Genomic DNA, 16666 nt, shown 5'->3' with positions numbered 1-16666 from the left:
GGCCACAAGCACCAAACTACGAAATTACGCATACCGCCCTTAACTTGCAGCTTGCCGCTTGTAACTCGAAGCTTAAAAGTACCCCTGACGTTTCTTTTCTTCCATCGAGCCTGCGCCATCGTGATCGATGACCCGGCCCTGGCGTTCGGAAGTTCGCGTCAGGAGCATTTCCTGAATGATGTCGGTCAGGCTGGTGGCCTCGGACTCGACCGCACCGGTCAGCGGGTAGTCACCCAGCGTGCGGAAACGGACTTTTTTCTTGACGATGCGCGCCTTGTCTTCGTCGCTCAGGTGATTGAGCAGGCGTTCGTCGTCGATCATGATCCAGGTGCCATTCATCTCGATGACGTCGCGTTCAGCGGCGAAATACAGCGGCACGATCGGGATGCCTTCGAGGTAGATGTACTGCCAGATGTCCAGTTCGGTCCAGTTCGACAACGGGAACACACGAATGGATTCGCCCTTGTTGACGTTGCCGTTGTAGACGTTCCACAGTTCCGGGCGCTGGTTTTTCGGGTCCCAGCGGTGCTTGGTGTCACGGAAGGAGTACACGCGCTCTTTGGCACGGGACTTCTCTTCGTCGCGGCGAGCGCCACCGAAAGCGGCGTCGAAGCCGTACTTGTCGAGAGCTTGTTTCAAGCCTTCGGTTTTCATGATGTCGGTGTGCTTGGCACTGCCGTGGGTCAGCGGGTTGATGCCCTGCGCGACGCCATCGGGATTCACGTGTACCAGCAGGTCAAAGCCGAGTTCTTCGACCATGCGGTCGCGGAACGCGTACATCTCCTTGAACTTCCACCGGGTGTCGACGTGCATCACCGGGAACGGCAGTTTGCCCGGGAAGAATGCCTTGCGCGCAAGGTGCAGCATCACGGCGGAGTCTTTACCGACGGAGTACAGCATCACCGGGTTATCGAACTCGGCGGCGACCTCGCGGATGATGTGGATGCTTTCGGCCTCCAGCTGTTTCAGATGCGTCAGTTTGTCGACCATGGCTACTCACGAAAACGATCTTATGGACGGCCAGCGGGCCGTGTTCGAGCGAGGAATCCTAGCACAGCGTCCTCTTCTAATCAGGACGCGAGCTAGATCGAAAGGGTATATGAATATACCCCCTCGTTTGGGCACCAAAGACCCAGTGGGAGCGAGCTTGCTCGCGATTGCGGTGTATCTGTCACATCGATGTCGCATGTGATGCAGTGATCGCCAGCAGACTCCCACATTTGATTCTTGGTGGTAATCAGATCGGATTCGGACAATCGATGAAGATGTGCTCAAGGGCAAACCGCCGGGCCAGGTAATCACCCAGCGCCTGCACGCCATAGCGCTCGGTGGCGTGATGGCCGGCGGCGATGAAGCTGATGTCGTTTTCCCGGGCGCTGTGGAAGGTCTGCTCGGACGCCTCACCGCTGATGTACAAGTCGACGCCAGCCAGCACGGCCTGATCGATGTAACCCTGGCCGCCACCGGTGCACCAGCCGACCCGGCGGATCATCTCGCTGCCTTCGACCAGCAACGGCTCGCGGCCCATGACTTCCTGCACTCGGTGAGCGAAATCACGGGGCGTCATCGGTTCGCTCAACGAGCCAACGAGGCCGACAACCTTGAGATTGTCCGGATCCAGTGGGCCTTCGACCGTGATGTCGAGCTGACGCGCCAGTTGCACGTTGTTACCGACGTCCGGGTGCAGGTCCAGCGGCAAGTGATAGGACAGCAGGCTGATGTCGTGCTTGAGCAGGGTTTTCAACCTACGCTGCTTCATACCGGTGATGCACGGATTCTCGCCTTTCCAGAAATAGCCGTGATGCACCAGCACCAGATCGGCCTGAGCTTCGACCGCGGCATCCAGCAACGCCTGGCTTGCCGTGACGCCGCTTACGATGCGCATCACCTGCGGCCGACCTTCGACCTGCAAGCCGTTGGGGCAGTAATCGGCAATCCTGGCACTGTTTAGGTAACGGTCGGCTTCTTCGACCAGGGTGCTCAAGGCGACGGCCATAAAAGACTCCTAAATATCCCGTTCAGAGGCGAGCTGCGCCTCGTATAATGCGCGACATTATGGGCGGTCTCATGCCGCCTGCAACCTCTCAGGACGTGCTTAATGCTCAAGGCGCTGCGTTTTTCCGGCTGGCCGCTGTTGGCCGGCGTGCTTATCGCTCTGTTGATCATCCAGCGTTACCCGCAGTGGGTCGGGCTTCCGAGCCTCGACGTCAACCTGCAGCAAGCCCCGCAAACCACCACGACGCAGCAAGGTCCGGTGTCCTATGCCGACGCGGTCACCATCGCCGCGCCGTCGGTGGTGAACCTGTACACCACCAAAGTCATCAACAAACCGAACCATCCCTTGTTTGAAGACCCGCAGTTCCGGCGCTTCTTCGGCGACAACTCGCCCAAACAGAAGCGCATGGAGTCGAGCCTGGGTTCCGGGGTGATCATGAGTCCGGAAGGTTATTTGCTGACCAATAACCATGTCACCAGCGGCGCCGACCAGATCGTGGTCGCGCTCAAGGATGGTCGCGAAACCCTGGCCCGCGTCATCGGCAGCGACCCGGAAACCGACCTCGCGGTGCTGAAAATTGACCTGAAAAACCTGCCGTCGATCACCGTCGGTCGCTCCGACAACATCCGCATCGGTGACGTCGCCCTGGCCATCGGCAACCCGTTCGGCGTCGGTCAGACCGTGACCATGGGCATCATCAGCGCCACTGGCCGTAACCAGTTGGGCCTGAACAACTACGAAGATTTCATCCAGACCGACGCTGCGATCAACCCCGGTAACTCCGGCGGTGCGCTGGTGGATGCCAACGGCAATCTGACCGGCATCAACACGGCGATCTTCTCCAAGTCCGGCGGCTCGCAAGGCATCGGTTTTGCGATCCCGGTCAAACTGGCCATGGAAGTGATGAAGTCGATCATCGAACACGGGCAGGTGATTCGCGGCTGGCTCGGCATCGAAGTGCAACCGTTGAGTCAGGAACTGGCGGAGTCGTTTGGTCTGTCGGGGCGCCCGGGCATTGTGGTCGCAGGGATTTTCCGTGACGGTCCGGCGCAGAAGGCTGGCCTGCAATTGGGTGACGTGATCCTCAGCATCGACGGCGAACCGGCCGGTGATGGTCGGCGCTCGATGAACCAGGTTGCGCGGATCAAACCGACCGACAAGGTCACCATTCAGGTGATGCGCAACGGCAAAGAGCTCAAGCTCACGGCTGAAATCGGCCTGCGTCCGCCGCCGGCGCCGGTTAAAGAGAAAGAAGAAAACTGACCCTGGTCCGAGGATCTCTGGCTAACAGCAGACATTCTCATTAGGCATGTTATATTGTTTCAATATCACTATTGGAACAACATAACATGTCGTCTCGAACAATGGCTTCCGTGGCAGGTCTTGCCCTCGGCCTGCTGGTGGATCCGGTCTTTGCCGAAGAGCCCGGCACCCTCGAACTGGACGCCATCAGCGTCACCTCCGACTACGAATCGCCCACCGGCCCGGTCCAGGGCTACCGTGCCACGCGGTCTGCCAGCGCGACCAAAACCGATACCGCGATCCGCGACATCCCGCAATCCATCAGCGTGATTCCCGTCAGTGTGCTCAATGACCTGGGCAGCACCAGTGTCGAGCGCGCCCTGGATTTTGCTGGCGGTGTGTCGAAGCAGAACAACTTCGGTGGCCTGACGCTTTACGAATACAGCGTGCGCGGCTTTACCACCTCGGAATTCTACAAGGACGGCTTCAGCGCCAACCGGGGTTATCCGAGCACCCCGGACGTCGCTAACATCGAGCGCATCGAAGTACTCAAAGGACCCGCCGCCAGTCTCTACGGGCGCGGCGATCCGGGCGGCACGGTGAACATCGTCACCAAGAAACCCCAGCCCGAAGCATTCACCACCCTGCAAACCAGCGCCGGCAGTTGGGACCGCTATCGCACCGCCCTCGACGTCAACACGCCGCTGGATGACGAAGCCAACGTGCTGTCGCGAATCAACCTGGCCGTCGAGGACAACCACAGCTTCCGCGATCACGTCGACAGCCAGCGAGTGTTTGTCGCGCCCTCCTTCAGCTGGCAACTGAACCCGGACACCAGCCTCTTGGTGGAGAGCGAATTCGTCCGTCACAGCTCCACGTTCGATCGCGGCATCGTCGCGCCGAACAACAAATGGAGTGGCGTGTCCCGTTCGACGTTCCTTGGCGAACCCAATGACGGCAACATCGACAACCACAACAACCTGCTGCAAGCAGCCCTCGAACACCATCTCAATGACAACTGGAAGCTGCGCCTGGCCAGCCATTACAAGGAAGGCAAACTCTGGGGCTACGCTTCCGAAAGTCGCCCGCTGAATGCCGACGGCCACACTGTGAATCGGCGCTATCGCGAGCGCGACACAAACTGGCACGACAGCATCACCCAACTCGAATTGCGCGGTCTGTTCGACCTCGGCAGTTGGCAGCACGAACTGCTGATTGGCAGCGAGTATGAAAACTTCCGCAAGAACGAACGGGTCACGACCATTGCCGGCGGCCCCTACGCTATCGACATTTATCAACCCGTCTACGGTCAGCCGAAACCCAACGGTAAGCGCTCCGGCACCGACCTTTTTGAACACGTCGAAAGCCGGGCGCTGAACCTCCAGGACCAGATTGTCTTCACCGACAAACTGCGCGGCATGCTCGGTGCACGCTTAGAACATTTCGAGCAAAGCATCGACGATCACAGCCGCGGTGCCACCAGCCGCCAAAGCCACGACGCACTGACCCAACGGGCCGGCCTGCTTTATCAGCTGACACCCGAAGTCGGGCTGTTCGCCAACGCCTCCACCTCGTTCAAGCCGAACAACGGCCTGGACGCTGGCGGCCAATCCTTCGACCCGGAAGAAGGCGTCGGTTACGAAGTCGGGATCAAGAGCGAGCTGTTCGACGACCGCTTGAGCACCACCCTCGCCGCCTTCCATATTGAAAAGGAAAACGTCCTTGCACTAGACCCGGGCACGGACACCAGCCGCGCCATGGGCAAGGCCCGCAGCCAGGGATTCGACCTGCAAGTCACCGGGCAAGTGACCGACGCCGTGCGGGTGATCGGTGCCTTCGCCTACATCGACGCCGAGGTCACCGAGGGCGACAAGGTAATTCCCACCGGCAGCCGAATCCTCGGCGTCGCCAAGCGCAGCGGCAGCCTGCTGGGCGTTTATGAATTTCAGGATGGCCATTTACGAGGCTCCGACGTCGGCGCGGCGTTCACTTACGTCGGCGATCGTTCAGGCGAATCCGGCAGCGATTTCGAGCTGCCGTCCTACCACACCGTCGACCTTCTGGCCCATTACAAGGCCAGCAAAAACGTCACTGTCGGCCTGAACCTGAACAACCTTTTCGACGAGAAATACTACGAGCGCTCCTACAGCAATTACTGGGTCAACCCCGGTGAGCCGCGCAATTTCACCGTCAGCCTCACACTCAATCTGTAAAAGGAAGTTCCCATGCAAAACCTCAAACCCGCACTGCTAAGCCTGCTGCTCGGCCTGTTGTTTACCGGCCAGGTCTCGGCCCATGGCCTCTGGACCGAACAACGTCGCGGCAACATCGAAGTGATTTACGGCCACGGCGCCGAAGACAACGCCTTCAAGGCACAAAAAATCAGCGGCGCCTGGGCTTATGACGTCAACGGCAAAATGATCCCGGTGACCGTCCAGCGCCTGGCCGATCACGCACGTCTGCAACCGCTGAAGCCGCCTGCCGTGATGGCGGTGGCGCTGGACAACGGCATGTGGTCGCAAACGGCGGATAAAAAATGGATCAACGAAGGACGCAGCAAAGTGCCGGGGGCCATCGAGTCGACACAGACGTTCAAATACAGCCTGGCGATTTATCAGCCTGGGGCGAAGTTACCCAAGCTTGATCAGATGAAACTGCTGATTCTGCCGGAGGTTGATCCTCTGACGGTCGGACCGGGCAAGTTGCTGCCCGTGCAGGTGTTATTGGATGGGAAGCCGGCGGCGGGGGTGAAGTTGATTGGCGACTATCGAAGTGCGCCGAATACGTTGAGTACCGAGACAGATAAGGACGGGCGTGCGCAGGTGGTGGTGCGTAATGAAGGGTTGAACGTGATTTCGGCGCAGATGGAGATCGTGCTGAAGGACAATCCGGATGTGGCGACGCGGGGGGTGTTCAGTTCGCTGACGTTTCTGGGCGAACCGCATCACGAGTAACCCTCTGTAGGCGCGCACGGTGCGGCGGTCCGACTTGCCCGTGGAGAACGATGGCGTGGCGTAACAGCTACATCGCGTCAGGGTTCTTCGCGGCCAGAACTATCTTCCTGCCACACCTGAAGTATTTGATATACAAAGAACAGAAACTTATTCCAAATAAAGCTAATGAACTGTCATTTATGACAGTACCTTTCGAAAGCTCCCGTCGTTAACGTTAATACCGCAGGAGGAATGACGCTTTTGTCTTCCACTCTTAATTTGACCGAAGGGAGCTTTATTCATGGCCACACAAAAATCCAAGAAGGACTCAGGTACTTTTACTGCAAAGATTGTTACCAACTTTGTTGCAACCAACGTTACGCTTCACAAGTTTACCGGAGTAACTCCTGGCGGATATATCAGCGGGGAAAAAGACAAAGGTACAATTTATATCGGATTTCCGCCTGGAATCGGCGACGATCAGCGAGTAACAAAACAATACCCAGACGATTTCACCGATAATTATATGGAGTGGACCTTCCATGATGGTGAGAACAAACACCAGGTTAAAACCGGTTGGATAACAGTGACATTCACCGAGAACATGAAAAACGCCAAAGGTGAATTTGAATGCAGCATAGATGATCCATCGCCCCGGACGATTACGGGCGAGTTTGACATTCAAGGCTGATCCTTCACCTCAAACGCATTGATCGGTGCTCACTATACCGAGCCCGATCAGTGCACCCATTACCGACCGACGTCTTACAAATTCCCCAAACCATCAATCAGTGCCTGGTTCTGTTCCGGCGTGCCGATGGAAATCCGCAGGAACTGGGCAATCCTCTCTTGCTTGAAGTGCCGGACGATCACGCCTTGCTCGCGCAATTTCGCCGCCAGCCCGGCCGCGTCGTGCTTTGGATGACGGGCAAAAATGAAGTTCGCCGCCGACGGCAGCACTTCAAAGCCCTTCGCTTCAAGTTGCGCAACCACCCACTCACGATGCTCGATGACCAACCGGCACGTCTTGTCGAAGTACTCGCGATCCTCGAACGCCGCCGCCGCCCCGACATTTGCCAGGCGATCCAGCGGATAGGAGTTGAAGCTGTTCTTGATCCGCTCCAGCGCCTCGATCAAATCCGGATGCCCCACCGCCAAGCCCACCCGCAGGCCGGCCAGCGAGCGGGATTTGGACAAGGTCTGAGTCACCAGCAGGTTCGGATAACGGTCCACCAGGCTGATCGCCGTCTCGCCACCGAAGTCGATGTAGGCCTCATCCACCACAACCACCGAATCCGGGCTGGCCTTGAGGATTTGCTCAACCGCGTCCAGTGCCAGCAGGCAACCGGTCGGTGCGTTCGGGTTCGGGAAGATGATCCCGCCGTTTGGCCGGGCGTAGTCCGCCGGGTTGATCTGGAACTGCTCGTCCAGCGGCACCGCGTCGAACTGGATGCCATACAACCCGCAGTAGACCGGATAGAAGCTGTAGCTGATGTCCGGGAACAGCACCGCTTTGTCGTGTTGCAGCAAGCCGTGGAAGATGTGCGCCAGGACTTCATCGGAACCGTTGCCGAGGAACACCTGGTTGGTCTGCACGCCGTAATACGTAGCCACGGCGTTTTTCAGCAGATCGCTGTTCGGGTCCGGGTACAGACGCAGGTTGTCGTTGAGTTCGGTCTGCATCGCCGCCAGCGCTTTTGGCGATGGGCCGTAAGGATTTTCGTTGGTGTTGAGCTTCACCAGTTTCGCCAGTTTCGGCTGCTCGCCCGGCACGTAAGGCACCAGATCCTTGACGAACGGGCTCCAGAATTTACTCATGTTCAGTTCCCCTTTTGCTCATCAACGATGCGGTATTCGGCGCTGCGGGCGTGGGCAGTCAGCGACTCGCCACGGGCCAGCACGGAAGCGGTCTTGCCCAGTTCGGACGCACCCTGCTCGGAGCAGAAGATGATCGACGAGCGTTTCTGGAAGTCGTACACACCCAGCGGCGAAGAGAACCGCGCGGTGCCGGACGTCGGCAACACGTGGTTCGGGCCTGCGCAGTAATCGCCCAGGGCTTCGGAGGTGTGACGGCCCATGAAGATCGCGCCGGCGTGACGGATCAGCGGCAGCCAGGCTTGCGGATCGGCGACCGACAACTCCAGGTGTTCCGGCGCAATGCGGTTGGCCACTTCGATGGCCTGCTCCATGTCGCGAACCTTGATCAACGCACCACGGCCATTGATCGAGGTTTCGATGATCTGGGCGCGCTCCATGGTCGGCAGCAGTTTGGCGATGCTGGCCGCGACCTTGTCGAGGAACTCTGCGTCCGGGCTGACCAGAATCGCCTGGGCGTCTTCGTCGTGCTCGGCCTGGGAGAACAGGTCCATGGCGATCCAGTCCGGATCGGTATGGCCATCGCACACCACGAGGATTTCCGACGGACCGGCGATCATGTCGATGCCGACCTGGCCGAACACATGGCGCTTGGCGGTGGCGACATAGATATTGCCCGGGCCAACCACCTTGTCGACCTTCGGCACGCTTTCGGTACCGTAAGCCAATGCGGCAACCGCTTGCGCGCCGCCAATGGTGAAAACGCGGTCAACACCGGCGATGCACGCCGCCGCCAGCACCAGCTCGTTGATTTCACCGCGCGGTGTCGGCACCACCATGACCACTTCGGTCACGCCGGCGACCTTGGCCGGAATTGCATTCATCAACACGGAGGATGGGTACGACGCCTTGCCGCCCGGGACGTACAGACCGGCGCGATCCAGTGGCGTGACCTTCTGGCCCAGCACCGTGCCATCAGCTTCGGTGTAGGTCCAGGAATCCTGTTTCTGTTTTTCGTGGTAGCTGCGCACGCGGGCCGCGGCTTTTTCCAGCGCTTCACGCTGAGGCACGGTGATGCGGGTCAGGGCCAGTTCCAGGCGTTCGCGCGGCAGGATCAGATCCGCCATGGACGCAACATCCAGGCCGTCGAACTGCCGGGTGAAGTCCACCAGCGCTGCGTCGCCACGCTCGCGCACGGCTTTGATGATGTCCAGCACTCGCTGATTGACCGAGTCGTCAGACACACTTTCCCAGCTCAGCAGATGATCCAGATGATGCGCGAAATCCGGGTCAGCAGCATTGAGTCGGCGAATTGCAGTCGGTGCGGTCATAGCGAGAGCCTCATAGGAATGGCAAAAACTCAGGCGCCCTAACTTAGCAGTCGTTTCCGCTTGGGCACCTGAGAATTCTGGCTATGAGGCGGATAGACGGGCGCGACTTAACGTCGCGCAGGTGAATCAGCCGCGGTGTCGAGACTCCACTGCCTTGCGCAGGGTGTCGATCAACGCCTGGATACGGGCGTGCTGCATTTTCATCGACGCTTTGTTGACGATCAGCCGGGAGCTGATGTCAGCGATGAAATCCTGGGGTTCCAGGCCATTGGCACGCAAGGTGTTACCGGTGTCGACCACGTCGATAATCTTGTCCGCCAGACCGATCAGCGGCGCCAGCTCCATCGAGCCGTAGAGCTTGATGATGTCGACCTGCCGGCCCTGCTCGGCGTAGTAACGCTTGGCAACGTTGACGAACTTGGTCGCCACCCGCAGGCGGCCCTTGGGTTCGACATCACCGACACGGCCGGCGGTCATCAGCTTGCAGAGGGCAATTCGCAAGTCCAGCGGTTCGTACAGACCCTGGCCACCATATTCCATCAGCACATCTTTACCGGCGACGCCCAGGTCCGCGGCACCATGCTCGACGTAGGTCGGCACATCGGTGGCGCGCACGATCAGCAGGCGCACGTCGGCCTGGGTCGTGGGGATGATCAACTTGCGGCTCTTGTCCGGATTCTCGGTCGGCACGATGCCCGCTTCAGCCAGAAGCGGCAGGGTGTCGTCAAGGATGCGGCCCTTGGACAGTGCGATGGTCAACATGGGAAACGTCAGTCCTTATCAGGCTACTGATGCCCGGTCGCAAACGGCGCCGGACACACATCGAGCCAGAAACTGGCTCGACTTGAAACAAATTCAACGGGCGCGTCCCTGCGCCCATGCAGCAGAAACTAGCCCGGTACGCGGCGAATCTTGGCGCCGAGCATCTGCAGTTTCTCTTCGATGCACTCGTAACCACGGTCGATGTGGTAGATGCGGTCGATCAGGGTGTCGCCTTCGGCGATCAGTGCCGAGATTACCAGGCTGGCCGAAGCACGCAGGTCGGTGGCCATCACTGGCGCGCCTTTCAGCTTTTCGGTACCGGTGACGATGGCCGTGTTGCCTTCGACCTGGATCTTGGCGCCCATGCGGTGCAGCTCGTAAACGTGCATGAAGCGGTTTTCGAAGATCGTCTCGATCACGGCGCCCGTGCCTTCGGCAATGGCGTTGAGGGAGATGAACTGCGCCTGCATGTCGGTCGGGAACGCCGGGTACGGAGCGGTCCGCACGTTGACGGCTTTTGGCCGCTTGCCGTGCATGTTCAGCTCGATCCAGTCTTCGCCGCAGGTGATTTCCGCGCCCGATTCCTTGAGTTTCTCAAGAACCGCTTCGAGGATGGTCGGATCAGTGTCCTTGACCTTCACGCGACCGCCGGTGACGGCTGCCGCCACCAGGTAGGTGCCGGTTTCAATACGGTCAGGCATCACTTTGTAGGTGGTCGGGTGCAGACGCTCAACGCCATCGATGGTGATGGTGTCGGTGCCGGCGCCAGTGATCTTGGCACCCATGGCAATCAGGAAGTTCGCCAGGTCGATGACTTCAGGTTCGCGAGCGGCGTTCTGCAACACGCTGCGGCCCTTGGCCAGGGCGGCGGCCATCATGATGTTTTCGGTACCGGTCACGCTGACGGTGTCGAAGAAGAAGTGCGCACCGCGCAAGCCGCCTTCTGGCGCCTTGGCCTTGATGTAGCCGCCTTCGACGTCGATGACCGCGCCCATGGCTTCGAGACCACGGATGTGCAGGTCAACCGGACGCGAACCAATGGCGCAACCGCCAGGCAGGGCGACTTCGGCTTCACCGAAACGAGCAACCATCGGGCCCAGCACCAGGATCGATGCGCGCATGGTTTTCACCAGCTCATACGGTGCGATCAGGGTCTTGATGGTACGCGGGTCGATTTCGACGCTGAGCTTCTCGTCGATCACCGGCTCAATGCCCATGCGGCCGAACAGCTCGATCATGGTGGTGATGTCGTGCAGGTGCGGCAGGTTGGCAACCGTTACCGGGCCATCGCACAGCAGGGTTGCAGCCAGGATCGGCAGGGCAGAGTTCTTCGCCCCGGAGATGCGGATTTCGCCATCAAGACGAACGCCGCCAGTAATAATCAATTTATCCATAAGAATCTCGACGCCCTTGGGCTCAGGTGCGCTCGGCCCAGGCCGCGCTGCTGAAAAATTTCATAGTGACCGCATGGATGCTGCCATCGGTGATCCATGGGTTCAAATGGGCATAGATCTGCTGCTGACGCTTCACCGGGCTTAACGCCGCCAGTTCATCGCTAATCACGTTCAGCTGGAAATTGCAGCCTTCGCCCTCAACTTCTACCAACGTTCCGGGCAGCTTTCCTTCAAGGAAGCTCTTCACTTCTACGGCCTGCATGCTCAACCTCAATCGGCGCCCTGTGCGCGCGGGTCGGACATCATACAAAAAAGCCCCGCGCCTGCGAACCCCGCGAAGCAGGACTCTGACGGGGGGCTTCTTTATAGATGCTGGTTAGGGATGCGCCAACAGCTCGGTCAATTCGCTGACCTGAGCGATTTCACGCATGTCTTCTGGCATTCCGCGGATGCTCAGCGCCTTGCCGGCCGCCTCTGCATCGCGCATGAAGCACAGCAGCAGGGACAAGCCTACGCTGCTGGACTTCAACACTGCCGAACAATCAACCACCAGTTCGGCGGCCTTGCTGGACTTGATCAACGCCTGCCCCTGCTTGCGCAGACCAGGGCCGGTGCGGTAATCCAGCATGCCGCTCAGTCGCAGCTCGCCGGTTTCGCTCATGCGAATGGCCGACACACTCATTGGGCAGACTTCTCGGAGGCGTCTGCGGTTTTATCCTTGGCCTTGGCGACTTCCCCGGCCCAACCGTTGATGGTCTTGTCCAGGTCATTGCCATTGCGCTGCATCGCATCGGCGAACTGATCGCGGAACAGCTTGCCGATATTGATGCCGTTGATGATCACGTTGCGCAGTTTCCACTCGCCGTTGATCTTCTCGAGTGTGTAAGACACAGGATAGATCGAGCCGTTGGAGCCTTTGACCGTCATGGCAACGCTGGTACGGTCTCCGGACTCATCCTTGGCAGGGTCGACGGTGATGCCCTGATTGTTGTACTCGAGCAAGGCGTTGCCATAGAACTGGAACAGACCTCTCTTGAAGTTTTCTTCAAAGGTCTTCATCTGCGCCGGCGTTGCTTTGCGCGAGTATTTGACCGTCATGATGCTTTTGGAAATGCCCTCGGCATCCACGACCGGCCCGACGATGGTGTTCAGCGCCGTGTAAAAGTCTTGTGGGTCCTGCTTGTACTTCTCTTTGTTGGCCGACAGGTCTGCAAGCAACCGAGTCGTGGTGTCCTGCACGATTTCGTGCGCTGAGGGCGCTGCCACGGCGTTAGCCATCAACGGCAGGGCCGCGAGTAATACCAACAGGCCACGTCGCAAGGTAGAGATCATTCAAAAGCTCCTCATTTGGCGTCTTTGCTAACGGTATTGAGCAGGAATTTACCGATCAGGTCCTCGAGCACCAGCGACGACTGGGTGTCGTGGATGGTTCCACCATCCTTGAGCAAGCCTTCTTCGCCGCCCACGCTGATGCCGATGTACTTCTCGCCCAACAGGCCAGCGGTCAGGATAGATGCAGTGGAGTCGGTCGGCAGGTTATCTACGCGCTTTTCCAGCTGCATCGTCACTCGACCGGTGAAACTGTCGCGGTCCAGATCGATCGCCGTGACCTTGCCGATGGTCACACCGGCCATGGTCACTTTAGCTCTGACCGTCAAACCGGCGATATTGTCGAAATATGCATAAAGTTTATAAGTATCGGTGGTGGCACTTGGGGACAGGCCACTGACCCGCAACGCTAGCAACAGCAAAGCCAGGATGCCAGCCAGCAAGAAAAGGCCGACACCGATTTCCAGGGTGCGGTTTTGCATCAGAAATCTCCAAACATCAAGGCGGTCAAAATAAAGTCCAGGCCGAGCACAGCCAAAGAGGCGTACACCACGGTCTTGGTAGTGGCACGACTGATCCCCTCGGAAGTGGGCTCGCAGTCATAGCCTTGGAATACGGCGATCCAGGTCACGACGAAGGCAAAGACGATGCTCTTGATGATGCCGTTGAGCACATCATCGGTGAACGTCACGCTGTTCTGCATGTTGGACCAATAGGAACCTTCATAGACACCCAGCCAGTCGACAGCCACCCACGAACCGCCCCAGATACCCACCACGCTGAAAATCATCGCCAGCACTGGCAGGGAAATGAAGCCGGCCCACAGGCGCGGGGCAATGATGTACTTGAGCGGGTCGACGCCAATCATTTCCAGACTGGACAACTGTTCGGTGGACTTCATGTTGCCGATTTCGGCGGTCAGCGCCGAACCTGCACGCCCGGCGAACAGCAGTGCCGTGACCACGGGGCCGAGTTCGCGCAACAGCGTCAGCGCAACCATCTGCCCCACCGCCTGCTCCGAACCGTAGCTGGACAGGATGTTGAAGCCTTGCAGCGCCAGCACCATGCCGATGAACACCCCGGAGACCACAATGATCACCAGGGACATCACGCCCACCGAATGCAGTTGCTTGATCAGCAGGCCAAAGCCGCCGCCGATACCACCGCGACCGAGCAAGGCATGAAACAGGAAAATCGCCGAACGGCCGAACACCGCCAGCACATCGATGCCGGCATGGCCGAACCGACGCACGCGTTCCAATAGTGAAATCTTGCGCATCAACGCTTCCCCAGAAGATCTGCGCGGTAATCCGTCGCTGGAAAGTGGTATGCGACCGGACCGTCGGGATCGCCGGTCATGAATTGACGAATCCGCGGTTCCTGCGAGTTCATCAGCTCCTCGGGAGTGCCCTGCCCCAACACCTGGCCGTCGCCCACCACATAGATGTAGTCGGCGATGCTGGCGGTCTCGGCCAGATCATGGGAGACCACGATACTGGTGATGCCCAACGCATCGTTGAGCAAGCGGATCAGGCGCACCAACACGCCCATGGCGATAGGGTCCTGGCCGACAAAGGGTTCGTCATACATGAGGATCTGCGGATCGAGGGCAATCGCCCGCGCCAGCGCGACACGGCGCTTCATGCCACCGGACAGTTCGTCGGGCATCAGCTCGATGGCGCCACGCAACCCCACGGCCTGCAATTTGAGCAGGACGATGTCACGGATCATTTCTTCCGGCAGCTCGGTATGAACGCGCAGCGGAAAGGCGACGTTCTCGAACACGTCGAGGTCGGTAAACAGCGCGCCGCTCTGGAACAGCACACCCATATGCTTGCGCGCATCGAACAGATCGCTGCGCGACAGCTTTGGCAGGTTCTGGCCATTGACCCAGACTTCGCCCTTGGTGGGCCGCAACTGCGCGCCCATCAACCGCAACAGCGTGGTCTTGCCACACCCGGAAGGCCCCATGATGCCGGTGACCTTGCCGCGCGGGATACGGATATCGACGTTATTGAAAATGCTGCGCGCACCGCGCTTGAAGGACAGTCCCTTCAGCTCGACCGCGTAGGCGTTATCGGCACTCATCTAAACTCCTTGCGATGCAGCCTCACACTCGGACGCCTGTCTTTCTGACGAAAGCACATACCTCCACGGGCAGGCCGAACTGGCGGCGAACTATATCACTGCAAAGGCCAAGCGCCCAAGGCCCACGCCGGCCCATGTTCAGCAACTTGACAGGCAAAAAGCCTTGTTCAGAAGGGATTCAGTAACAGGGAATGACAAAGCGTGACGAACTTGCGTGAGGGTTTTGATCATTACCGCTATAATCGCCGCCTTTTCATCAGGCTATACGATTTCTGACATGAGCCAATCCAGCGACCTGATTCAATCTGCACAACGCACCATCCGCCTCGAACTGGAAGCCGTACAAGGCTTGCTGCCCCATATCGACGCAGATTTTGTACGCGCTTGCGAGATGATTCTGGACAGCAAAGGCCGCGTGGTCGTGGTCGGCATGGGCAAATCGGGGCACATCGGCAACAAGATCGCCGCCACCCTGGCCAGCACCGGCACCACGGCCTTTTTCGTGCACCCGGCCGAAGCCAGCCACGGCGACATGGGCATGATCACCCGCGACGACATCATCCTCGCGCTGTCGAACTCCGGCTCCACCAATGAAATCGTCACCCTGCTGCCCCTGATCAAGCGTCTGGGCATCAAATTGATCAGCGTGACCGGCAACCCTGACTCGCCGCTGGCCAAGGCCGCCGAGGTCAACCTCAACGTTCACGTAGAGCACGAAGCCTGCCCGCTGAACCTGGCACCGACCTCGTCGACCACCGCCGCGCTGGTCATGGGCGATGCCCTGGCCGTTGCGCTGCTGGAAGCCCGGGGCTTTACCGCTGAAGACTTCGCCTTTTCCCATCCGGGCGGCGCGCTGGGTCGACGCCTGCTGCTGAAAGTCGAAAACGTCATGCACGCCGGCCAGGAGCTGCCGCAGGTTCAGCGCGGTACGCTGCTCAAGGATGCGCTGATGGAAATGACCCGCAAGGGCCTGGGCATGACCGTGATCCTGGAAGCCGATGGCAAACTGGCCGGGATCTTCACCGACGGTGACTTGCGCCGCACACTGGACCGCAGCATCGACATCCACAGCGCCACCATCGATCAGGTCATGACCGCGCACGGCAAGACTGCTCGCGCCGAGATGCTCGCCGCCGAAGCCCTGAAAATCATGGAAGACCACAAGATCAACGCACTGGTCGTGGTCGACAGCGAAGACCGCCCGGTCGGCGCCTTGAACATGCACGACTTGCTGCGTGCAGGAGTAATGTAATGAGCACGGACCTGCTGCAACGCGGCAAACAGATCAAACTCGCGGTGTTCGACGTCGATGGCGTACTGACCGACGGGCGCCTGTACTTTCTCGAAGACGGCAGCGAATTCAAGACGTTCAACACCCTCGACGGTCAAGGCATCAAGATGTTGATGGCAGCCGGCGTGCAGACCGCTATCATCAGCGGCCGCAAGACCCCGGTGGTCGAACGGCGGGCGAAGAACCTCGGCATTCCACACCTTTACCAGGGTCGTGAAGACAAACTGGTGGTGCTCGACGAACTTCTTGCACAACTCAACCTAAGCTATGAACAGGTCGCCTACCTGGGCGACGACTTGCCGGACCTGCCGGTGATTCGCCGCGTGGGTCTGGGCATGGCCGTAGCAAACGCTGCCAGCTTCGTGCGTGAACACGCCCATGGCATCACCCTGGCCCGTGGTGGCGAGGGTGCCGCTCGCGAATTCTGTGAATTGATCCTGCGCGCCCAGGGCCGCCTCGATGCGGCCAACGCCGCGTACCTGTGA

Annotated in this window: 18 protein-coding genes; 6 read left to right on the top strand and 12 right to left on the bottom strand. The window is 59.3% G+C overall.

All coding sequences use genetic code 11. The annotated features are described in order from the left end of the window. Positions 1–72: 72 nt before the first annotated feature. Both cysD and HP062_RS25875 read right to left on the bottom strand, forming a co-directional pair. Positions 73–990, bottom strand: a complete 918-nt coding sequence (gene cysD / locus HP062_RS25880) for a sulfate adenylyltransferase subunit CysD (protein ID WP_172792273.1) — start codon at positions 988–990, stop codon at positions 73–75. A 247-nt stretch (positions 991–1237) separates the two neighbouring features. Next, positions 1238–1996 carry a Nif3-like dinuclear metal center hexameric protein gene (locus HP062_RS25875; protein WP_172792272.1) on the bottom strand — a complete coding sequence of 253 codons (759 nt, stop codon included), beginning with the start codon at positions 1994–1996 and terminating at the stop codon, positions 1238–1240. A gap of 102 nt (positions 1997–2098) precedes the next feature. On the opposite strand from HP062_RS25875, the gene algW reads away from it, so the two are divergent. The 4 genes from algW (at position 2099) to HP062_RS25855 (ending at position 6862) form a co-directional block, all read left to right on the top strand. Continuing rightward, on the top strand, positions 2099–3259 hold the full coding sequence (gene algW, locus HP062_RS25870; protein WP_010463285.1) for a Do family serine endopeptidase AlgW: 1161 nt from the start codon (positions 2099–2101) through the stop codon (positions 3257–3259). Between the two features lie 86 nt (positions 3260–3345). Further along, positions 3346–5451, top strand: a complete 2106-nt coding sequence (locus tag HP062_RS25865) for a TonB-dependent siderophore receptor (protein ID WP_172792271.1) — start codon at positions 3346–3348, stop codon at positions 5449–5451. Between the two features lie 12 nt (positions 5452–5463). Continuing rightward, complete coding sequence (locus tag HP062_RS25860; protein WP_010463290.1) at positions 5464–6192, top strand: DUF4198 domain-containing protein; 729 nt, start codon at positions 5464–5466, stop codon at positions 6190–6192. Positions 6193–6472: 280 nt separating this feature from the next. Continuing rightward, the gene (locus HP062_RS25855) at positions 6473–6862 is read left to right on the top strand and encodes a hypothetical protein (RefSeq protein ID WP_172792270.1); all 390 of its coding nucleotides are present in this window, start codon (positions 6473–6475) and stop codon (positions 6860–6862) included. A 74-nt stretch (positions 6863–6936) separates the two neighbouring features. Here HP062_RS25855 and hisC read toward each other — a convergent pair whose 3' ends face one another. From hisC to HP062_RS25805, 10 genes are all read right to left on the bottom strand, one after another. Beyond that, complete coding sequence (gene hisC / locus HP062_RS25850) at positions 6937–7989, bottom strand: histidinol-phosphate transaminase (protein WP_169856353.1); 1053 nt, start codon at positions 7987–7989, stop codon at positions 6937–6939. A 2-nt stretch (positions 7990–7991) separates the two neighbouring features. Further along, positions 7992–9317 (bottom strand): histidinol dehydrogenase, encoded by a 1326-nt coding sequence (gene hisD / locus HP062_RS25845; RefSeq protein ID WP_077747426.1) that lies wholly within the window; start codon positions 9315–9317, stop codon positions 7992–7994. A 126-nt stretch (positions 9318–9443) separates the two neighbouring features. Continuing rightward, a complete protein-coding gene (gene hisG, locus HP062_RS25840) occupies positions 9444–10079 on the bottom strand; it encodes an ATP phosphoribosyltransferase (protein ID WP_007901570.1) in 636 nt (211 codons plus the stop codon). Positions 10080–10207: 128 nt separating this feature from the next. Then, positions 10208–11473, bottom strand: coding sequence for a UDP-N-acetylglucosamine 1-carboxyvinyltransferase (murA, locus tag HP062_RS25835; protein WP_010463300.1), 1266 nt, complete (start codon positions 11471–11473; stop codon positions 10208–10210). 22 nt (positions 11474–11495) lie between these two features. Continuing rightward, positions 11496–11735 (bottom strand): BolA family protein, encoded by a 240-nt coding sequence (locus HP062_RS25830; protein ID WP_007912386.1) that lies wholly within the window; start codon positions 11733–11735, stop codon positions 11496–11498. A 114-nt stretch (positions 11736–11849) separates the two neighbouring features. Continuing rightward, entirely contained in the window at positions 11850–12155 is a 306-nt protein-coding gene (locus tag HP062_RS25825; RefSeq protein WP_010463303.1) for a lipid asymmetry maintenance protein MlaB, read from the bottom strand. Continuing rightward, complete coding sequence (locus tag HP062_RS25820) at positions 12152–12805, bottom strand: phospholipid-binding protein MlaC (protein WP_010463306.1); 654 nt, start codon at positions 12803–12805, stop codon at positions 12152–12154. The genes HP062_RS25825 and HP062_RS25820 overlap by 4 nt, the downstream gene beginning before the upstream one ends. A gap of 11 nt (positions 12806–12816) precedes the next feature. After that, positions 12817–13284: an outer membrane lipid asymmetry maintenance protein MlaD gene (mlaD, locus tag HP062_RS25815; RefSeq protein WP_010463308.1), complete on the bottom strand. Its 468-nt coding sequence runs from the start codon at positions 13282–13284 to the stop codon at positions 12817–12819. Further along, positions 13284–14081: a lipid asymmetry maintenance ABC transporter permease subunit MlaE gene (gene mlaE / locus HP062_RS25810; RefSeq protein ID WP_010463310.1), complete on the bottom strand. Its 798-nt coding sequence runs from the start codon at positions 14079–14081 to the stop codon at positions 13284–13286. The genes mlaD and mlaE overlap by 1 nt, the downstream gene beginning before the upstream one ends. Then, positions 14081–14890: an ATP-binding cassette domain-containing protein gene (locus HP062_RS25805; RefSeq protein WP_010463312.1), complete on the bottom strand. Its 810-nt coding sequence runs from the start codon at positions 14888–14890 to the stop codon at positions 14081–14083. Before HP062_RS25805 ends, mlaE begins: the two co-directional genes overlap by 1 nt. A 277-nt stretch (positions 14891–15167) precedes the next feature. On the opposite strand from HP062_RS25805, the gene HP062_RS25800 reads away from it, so the two are divergent. Next, positions 15168–16142, top strand: coding sequence for a KpsF/GutQ family sugar-phosphate isomerase (locus HP062_RS25800; protein ID WP_010463314.1), 975 nt, complete (start codon positions 15168–15170; stop codon positions 16140–16142). Then, positions 16142–16666 carry an HAD family hydrolase gene (locus HP062_RS25795; RefSeq protein WP_007941249.1) on the top strand — a complete coding sequence of 175 codons (525 nt, stop codon included), beginning with the start codon at positions 16142–16144 and terminating at the stop codon, positions 16664–16666. The genes HP062_RS25800 and HP062_RS25795 overlap by 1 nt, the downstream gene beginning before the upstream one ends.

Source organism: Pseudomonas sp. B14-6 (assembly GCF_013260315.1).
GTDB lineage: Bacteria > Pseudomonadota > Gammaproteobacteria > Pseudomonadales > Pseudomonadaceae > Aquipseudomonas > Aquipseudomonas mandelii.
The sequence above is the reverse complement of the archived record's forward strand: the minus strand, read 5'-3'. Positions and strand labels throughout refer to the sequence as shown.